The sequence below is a fragment of the Proteus sp. G2609 genome (genome assembly GCF_963896135.1).
GTDB classification, from domain to species: domain Bacteria; phylum Pseudomonadota; class Gammaproteobacteria; order Enterobacterales; family Enterobacteriaceae; genus Proteus; species Proteus mirabilis.
Genome location: NZ_CAWQNB010000007.1, coordinates 1 through 7,054, shown reverse-complemented (window position 1 = coordinate 7,054; position 7,054 = coordinate 1). Strand labels below are relative to the sequence as shown.

The 7,054-nt window shown below is 43.4% G+C and carries 4 protein-coding genes; all 4 read left to right on the top strand.

What is annotated here, in order from left to right; translation table 11 throughout:
- Positions 1 to 455: Hcp family type VI secretion system effector (locus AACV01_RS02430; RefSeq protein WP_049203880.1), on the top strand; the 455-nt coding region annotated here is incomplete at its 5' end.
- Positions 456 to 538: 83 nt separating this feature from the next.
- Positions 539 to 2,641 carry a type VI secretion system Vgr family protein gene (locus AACV01_RS02425; RefSeq protein WP_046334766.1) on the top strand — a complete coding sequence of 701 codons (2,103 nt, stop codon included), beginning with the start codon at positions 539 to 541 and terminating at the stop codon, positions 2,639 to 2,641.
- 8 nt (positions 2,642 to 2,649) lie between these two features.
- Entirely contained in the window at positions 2,650 to 3,654 is a 1,005-nt protein-coding gene (locus AACV01_RS02420; protein ID WP_046334767.1) for a DUF2169 family type VI secretion system accessory protein, read from the top strand.
- 14 nt (positions 3,655 to 3,668) lie between these two features.
- The coding region (locus tag AACV01_RS02415) for a DUF6531 domain-containing protein (RefSeq protein WP_161682353.1) at positions 3,669 to 7,054 on the top strand (3,386 nt) is incomplete at its 3' end.

Sequence of the window (7,054 nt, the reverse complement as noted above, 5' to 3'; positions counted from 1 at the left end):
TTACTGCAGATTCTGTCGGCAACATTTATGTACAAGGTCATGAAGACCAAATGTTGGTACAAGAATTTTCTCACGTGGTGACGGTTCCGACTGATCCGCAATCAGGCCAACCTTCTGGCCAACGTGCGCATAAACCGTTTCGTTTTACCGTGGCATTAAACAAAGCCGTTCCTCTGCTGTATAACGCATTGGCTTCCGGCGAAATGTTGCCAAAAGTTGAGTTAAAATGGTATCGCACGTCTGTTGAAGGTAAACAAGAGCACTTCTTTACCACCACACTGACTGACGCGACGATCGTGAACATCGATTGCCAAATGCCTCATTGTCAAGATCCGGCTAAAGCCGACTTCACGCAACTTATCGAAGTTTCCCTCTCTTACCGCAAAATTGACTGGGAGCACACTGTTGCTGGAACGTCTGGTGCGGATGACTGGCGTGCGCCTCTCGAAGCGTAATACCGTTATGACGAGTCCTTGGGGGCTCGTCCTTATTTTGTATTGTTCCCTTTTCTTTATCCATTTTTGCATGGAGGCAGATTATGCTTAGCAAAGATCCGAAATCAACGCCCATTGACCCGGCATCCGTTTTAAAAGATGAAGCCATCAATCAAGTGAAAAATAGGGTGCAATCCAAAGTGAACGAAACGCTATCGACACCCACGCAAAAGGTGGCCGGGATGGCCTCAGCAGCGGCCTCGCTCACGCAATCAGCCAGCGCATCGGCCAATCGCGTGACGGCTCATCCCCTGATCCACGGTGGCGGTTTTACCGGTGGACAAACATTCGCTGAAAACCAAGCACTCCAAGCGGCCCATGGGGCGTTACTTGATGCATTAGGCATGGACAGCCTCGAAAGTGGTTTGGTGTTCACTTGCACCATTGGTGGATTGCCTGACGACACCTTTCAAGTCACCGAATTTAATCTTACCGAAGGATTATCCTCGCTATTTTCGCTGTCCATCAGTGCGGTCAGTGCCTTACCCTTTATCGATTTTCAGCGCCATCTTGGCTTAGCCTCATCATTAACGGTCAAACGCGATGGGGTGTTGATCCGCAAAGTCAACGGTATCTTAGCCGGGGCAGTACAAGGCAATACCGACGGAGTGAAAACGTGGTATCACTTCGATATTCGCCCTGAAATGTGGGTGATGACCCTCAATCAAGACAGCCGTATTTTTCAACATCAATCGGTGCCGACCATCTTAAAAACCTTATTGGATGAGGCCCATGTTAAAGCGGATTGCCAATTCTACCGTGAAGATCTACACCCTGAACGTCTCTACACCACCCAAAAACGCGAATCGGCATTTGATTTTTGGTGTCGACTGGCGTTTGAAGAGGGCATTAACTTCTGGTTTGAAGAAGAACAACTGTTTTACAGCGATGAACATATGGGGATGACGGCGGGTATTCACCTCACCTATAACCCGCAGGCCGACACCGATATCAGCGATAGCACTGCCATGACTTGGCAATATGGCGAATATTTGTGTGTGGATGAAACTATCCATAAAGACAACAACTTTGTTCGTCCTTCTTATCCGTTGTCTCATGAAAACAAAATTGAGCAGGGAGGACAGCACAGTGTGTTTGAAAGTTATGGTCGTTTTCAATTAGACGATGAAGGTCGCCCCCTAACACAGGTGCGCTTTGAGCAATTACGTAACGGCAGCAAAGTGGGGCAAGCGACAACAAACTGTTTTGCGCTGATGCCCGGCAAAATCTTCACCTTATCTCAGCATCCCCATCAGCCGATGAATGATCGCTGGCAAGTGATCAGCGTCAGCCATCATGGTGTACAGCCACTGGCGGACAATAGCGGGGGCGAAGGCACACAACTGTCGAATAGCGTCTCCTTTATTCCGGGCACGCAAGAGTGGCGTCCCCCTTATCGTTATAAACCGACGGCGGACGGCGATGAAGTGGCGACGGTGGTGGGACCGCCGGGGGAAGAAATCTACGTCAATGAATATGGCGCCGTGAAAGTGCATTTTCATTGGGATCGTCGGGGAAGTGCCGATCACAGTGCTTCATGCTGGGTGCGGGTTGCCATGGGTTGGAGTGGAAATGGTTATGGTTTTTCTGCGGTACCGCGCATTGGCACGCAAGTGCTGGTCAGCTACCTTAATGGGGATATCGACAGACCGATGATTACCGGTTGTACCTATGATGGTCGTAACGCACCACCGATTAAGTTCCCAGAGAATAAGACACAAACCACTTTCCGTAGCCAAACCCACAAAGGGGAAGGTTTTAATGAACTGCGTTTTGAAGATGCCGGCGGTAAGCAAGAGGTGTTTCTTCATGCGCAGAAGGATATGAATACCCGTGTTCTTCATGATCGCACTACCCATGTTTTACACGATCATGTTGAAGTGATCGAAAACAATCAACAGATGCAGGTGAAAGGCGCTCGCACAGAAACGATAGATAAAGATAACAGCGAAACGGTAGGCCAACATAAAAAAATTACTGTAGGCAAAACATTATCTATCAATGTCGGTGAAGTCATTGAATTACGTTGTGGAGCAAGTGTGCTACGAATGGATAATGGTGGGCATGTCACGATTAATGGTCAGGAATTTAAGTTTGAAGCTACAGGTCCTGTACAAATTACAGGGAAAGACGTGGACATTAATTAGGGGAAAAAATGTTAGCACATGTCATTAATCAGACACCTTTTCCCCATTTTTCTTTTGAAAAATTAGGATATAAAGATGAGCGCTGGCAAACAATAGTCGTTAAAGTCACCTGTGATTTTGATCCTTTAACGGGTAAATGCGATATTGCTGATGAGCAAACTCCGCTAATTATGGCAGATGTTTATCGAACAACACCTGAAAATAGCAGTTTAGTACATGAAACTAATCTGGTGTCTTATAAACCTCATGCTGAAATCTATATTGTTGGTACCGCTCGGACCTTAAGTAACACACCTGTTACTCACTGGGAAACAGAGTTATCTATTGGTCAGATCCATAAAAAATTAATACTGAGTGGACCTCGTTATTGGGAATATCATCGTGATTGGTCATTGGGTGAAGCTCAGCCTATTTCTGCTTTACCGCTTATTTATGAAAAGGCTTTTGGCGGGAAAAATAGCCATCAGGAAGTTAATGATAAAAATCCAATAGGGGTTGGTTGGTACGATAGCCATGATATGGATAAAACCCGTCAGTATCCTGCTCCCCAAATTTATTATCCTTTAAAAGAGCATATTCTATCTGTAGATAAACCTTGGGAAGTAGCGGGATATGGGCAATATAATCGATGGTGGCAACAGCGAGTACAATTTGCAGGTACCTATAATGATGAATGGCTTAATAATATAAAACCTTATTATCCGGCAGATTTTAATTTTGCTTTTTTTATGAGTACTCCAGTAGATCAACAGCAAAACGATTTTTTTGTTGGCAATGAAACATTATCGCTTAAAGGGTTTTTTGCCCAAATCAATCTTACCGAACTTATCTTACCCAGCATCGGTTTTGTCGTGATCCCCCAACTAGTTCCAGAGAAATTAACTAATGGGTTATTAAAATTAGATACAGTATGTGTTTCTCTTGATGAACAAAAATTATATCTCACCTGGCGTTATCGACAGCGACTTTCAGCAAAAGAAAACACGCTTCAGCTTTATGCCTATAAATTGTAATAAGGACATTCATCATGAGCAAAAAAGTCGTAGGAAATAAGAATGCTGATTACTGTGTGATTGCTACAGGACCCGATGTTTGCCAAGTGGGTAATGCGATTGTACCGTTTGATAGTTTTCAACAACTCAGCGCTGAGGCAAGCTATGTTTCAACGGTGCGTGTGAATGGCGTCCCTACGTTAACAGTAGGTAGCGTTATTAAAGGAACACAAGGAAATGCAGGTAGTGGTCTTATTTCGGGAACAAGCTTAGGTGCTGGAAATTGTATTATTACAAGTGGCTCGCCAACAGTGCGTTTCTGTGGACAATCTGCAGCTTACCATGGCTCAGATGTCATGATGAATAATAATAATGTGCCGGGGCGCCTCTATTCTGAAGAAAAAATATCACCAAAAGCCAATGATGCGATAAATATTCCTAAGGATATTCCGGAAAAAAACAAACTTACGGAAGAAATGTCTTATCAAGAAATGATGAGAATGGGAAATGAATCTTATCATGAGGCAGAATTAATAGGAGGTGAAAATTTACCTGATACTGTGATAGGTGGCGGAAAAAACTTTGTTAATAGCTTGATTAGTCTGAGTGAGGCTTATGCTAGATCAAATGCGGTAAGTACATCTTATCAACTAGAGGCACAAGCTTATGGACCTGCAACATGGTTGATGTCTGATGAAGGTAAAAAACGATACGCTGAGAATATGACTGCACTGGCACAAGAGATGCGAAAGGAAGAGAATCTCCCCCAGTTTGAGCGTTTAAAATACGATAATCAAGCTCAAGAGTCAGGGGCTATATTAGAGGAAATAGGCGAGTATGCTCTTGGCGCTAAAGCTGTTGCCAGTTTATTAACTCATGGTATTAAAGCATTACCCAGATTGATTAAAAAGGAGACACCACCGCCCAAAGAAACACCACTATTAACCAAGCCCCAAGGTGAAAATAGCACGAATATTAAACCCAATAAATCCTCTAACAATAAAGCAATATGTGAATCAGATCCGGTTAATGTGGCAACAGGTGATTTCATTCAAGTATGGCAAGTTCTTTTTTTACCTGGACTATTACCTATTTCGTTACAACGAGCCTATCATTCAACAAGTACTGCTTCAGGGTTATTTGGTCCTAAATGGGTAGATAACTGGTCAATATACTTAGAAGTCCAATCTGATAATATTATTTATCACAATGAGGAAGGTGCGGAGATTACCTATCCTTATACAAAGAACTCTCTCAGTATTCGTAATGTGTATTACCCACATGTTCTACTCTCAGGCGATATCACAGCAGACATATGTCTATTCGATAATCGAACACAATTAACTTACCATTTTAATTATATTGATGGGTGCTATAGACGTTTGTCTGCTATTACAGATCGTAACAAGCAATGTGTTGATTTTATTTATAACAAACAACATCAATTGATAAGCTTATCTCGTAATGGTATTGAGACACTATTTTTACACTATACCGATTCTCAATTAAGTCAAATAACGTTAGCCAATGAAGTTATTCATCAACCACTCGTCACTTGTCGGTATGATAAGCAAGGTTATTTAAGTGAGTGTGACGCTTACCAGCAAAATCATTTGTGGCATGAATATACTGCCGAAGGGTTCATGTCTCGCTGGCATGATACAGACCAAACCGATTATTACCTTGAATATGACAAACAAGGTCGTACTATAAAAAATAGCTCGCCATCAGGTTATTGGTGTGGAGGGTTTATTTATGATGATGTTCATAAAATGACCACCTATTTCAATAATGAAGGTGAACAATCTTACTACTATTATAATGATGCGGGATTAGTCACCCATGCAATTGATGCGTTGGGGCGCGAAACACACACAGAATGGCAAAATAATCAAAAAATTAGTGAAACCAACGCCCTTGGGCAAACCACTTATTATCTTTATCATCATGACGGTAATATTGCGCAAACCATTTTGCCAGATGAACGTTCTATTGAGTACCAATATAATGAGTATGGTCAACTTGCTAGCTTCACATCTCCCTCTGGCGATGAATGGCAGCTAAGCTATGATGAAAATGGCAATTTAACCATAGTGACAGATCCGCAAGGGCGTCAGCAGGTCTATGAATATAGCCAACATGGTGAATTGCTCAAAGCCATTACGCCCAATGGTGCGCAATGGCAATACCACTATAACCCTGCACATCAACTGATTAAAACCACCAATCCTTATCAACACAGCACAGAATATCATAGTGATGAATTGGGGCGTTTACTGCACTACACTGATGCGTTAAATCACACCACACGCTATCAATACAGCACTGAGCATGCCAGTACCAACGGCAGTCTCAGCAAGATTTTATTACCCGATGGGGTCGAGCAACAGATAGACTATGACAGTGAGCGCCGAGTTATCGCGGTGACGGATGGTGAAGGAAAAACCACCCGTTATCGTTATGGGCCTTTTGATGTCTTACTGGCAATGATACGCCCTGACGGCAGTGAAATTCGCTTTGAATATGATTCACTGACACGACTTAAAAAAGTGGTGAATGCGAACGGGGAGGTTTATCTTTACGAACGGGATAAAGCGGGACAAATCATTCGTGAAGTTGATTTTACGGGGCGTGAGATTTGTTATCGCTATGACCGACTAGGACGTCGCATTGCCACTCGCTATCCGGATAACCATGAACTGCGTTGGCGCTATAATGAAAGTGGTTTAGTGGTTGAACAAAGCGAATGGTTTGAAGATGAGCAAGAAAGCCGCTGTTTATCGACGGCTCAATATAGCTATAACGCACGTCAACAATTGATAAAAGCGACTAATCCTGACTCGGTGGTTGAATTTGAGTATGACGACCAAGGTCGTTTATGCAGTGAACGTATTAATGGACAAGAGATTGTTCATCAATGGAATGAAGCTGATAATACGCTGGCATTGACTCGTTTTGGTGAGCGGGAGTTGCATTATGCTTTTGGGGCGCTGGGGGAATTAACTTCACTGCAAGTCAATCAGCATGCACCACTTCAATTTAGCTACAACGCGGTAGGACAAGAGTATTTACGCCGTAGTCACGCTGGATTTGTCAATTCCAGTCACTATACGGCTACCGGTTTACTGGCGCATCAACGAGCAGGGCGAGGCACCGAACAGTTTTTACAATCGATACAAGCCCATCCCCAACAACCGCCATTTTGTACGGATGTGCACCGCAGTTATCAATATGATCGCGCTTATAATGTGGTGGGCATTGAAGATGATCGCTGGCGACAGACACGTTATCACTATAATGCCAATGACCAAATCACTGAGACACAATACAGTCCACAATGGGGTAATCAGGACGAAAAGTTCCAGTATGATAACAACCTCAATATCACGGAGCACTTAACAACGCCGTCCTCGTCGATGGT

Bases quoted from the DNA above. Each gene is read 5' to 3' on its own strand.
- AACV01_RS02425 (WP_046334766.1), top strand. From the start codon at position 539: ATGCTTAGCAAAGATCCGAAATCAACGCCCATTGACCCGGCATCCGTT.
- AACV01_RS02420 (WP_046334767.1), top strand. From the start codon at position 2,650: ATGTTAGCACATGTCATTAATCAGACACCTTTTCCCCATTTTTCTTTT.